Source organism: Streptomyces sp. NPDC002926 (assembly GCF_053591755.1).
This window is the reverse complement of sequence record NZ_JBSFUK010000097.1, coordinates 1-1,005: the sequence shown is the minus strand read 5'-3', so window position 1 is coordinate 1,005 and position 1,005 is coordinate 1. Positions and strand designations below refer to the sequence as shown.

The 1,005-nt window shown below is 71.7% G+C and carries 1 protein-coding gene; it reads right to left on the bottom strand.

The features are described 5' to 3' along the window. On the bottom strand, positions 1 to 1,005 hold a 1,005-nt coding region (locus ACWDZ6_RS33430; protein ID WP_451505838.1), incomplete at both ends, for a DEAD/DEAH box helicase.

Here is a 1,005-nt window from a genome sequence, read left to right as displayed (position 1 = left end):
GCTGCCATGAGGCGTGCCATCTCGCGGCGTTGGTTGGGCAGGACCAGGGTGACGACGCTGCCGGACTCGCCCGCGCGGGCGGTGCGGCCGCCGCGGTGCAGGTAGTCCTTGTGGTCGCTGGGCGGGTCGACGTTGACGACGAGGTCGAGGTTGTCGACGTGGATGCCGCGGGCGGCGACGTTGGTGGCCACCAGCGCGGTGACGTGGCCGGTCTTGAACTGGGCGAGGGTGCGGGTGCGCTGGGGCTGGGACTTGCCGCCGTGCAGGGCGGCGGCGCGTACGCCGCTGTTCAGCAGGTGCTTGGTGAGCTGGTCCACGGCGTGCTTGGTGTCCAGGAACATGATCACCCGGCCGTCGCGGGCCGCGATCTCGGTGGTGGTGGCGTATTTGTCGGTGCCGTGGATGTGCAGGACGTGGTGTTCCATCGTGGTGACCGCGCCCGCGGAGGGGTCGACGGAGTGGACGACCGGGTCGTTGAGGTAGCGGCGGACCAGGAGGTCGACGTTGCGGTCCAGGGTGGCGGAGAAGAGCATCCGCTGGCCTTCGGGGCGTACCTGGTCCAGGAGTTCGGTGACCTGGGGCATGAAGCCCATGTCGGCCATCTGGTCGGCCTCGTCCAGGACGGTGATGTTCACCCGGTCCAGACGGCAGTCCTTGCGCTCGATCAGGTCCTTGAGGCGGCCCGGGGTCGCCACGACGACCTCGGCCCCGGCGCGCAGCGCGCCGGCCTGGCGGCCGATGGACATGCCGCCGACCACGGTGGCCAGCCGCAGCTTCAGCGACCGGGCGTACGGGGTGAGCGCGTCGGTGACCTGCTGCGCCAGCTCCCGGGTGGGCACCAGGACCAGCGCCAGCGGCTGCCGGGGCTCCGCCCGCTTGCCCTCGGTACGCGCCAGCAGGGCCAGGCCGAAGGCGAGCGTCTTGCCGGAGCCGGTACGTCCGCGGCCCAGAACATCCCGCCCGGCCAGCGTGTTCGGCAGCGTGGCCGCCTGAATCGGGAACGGC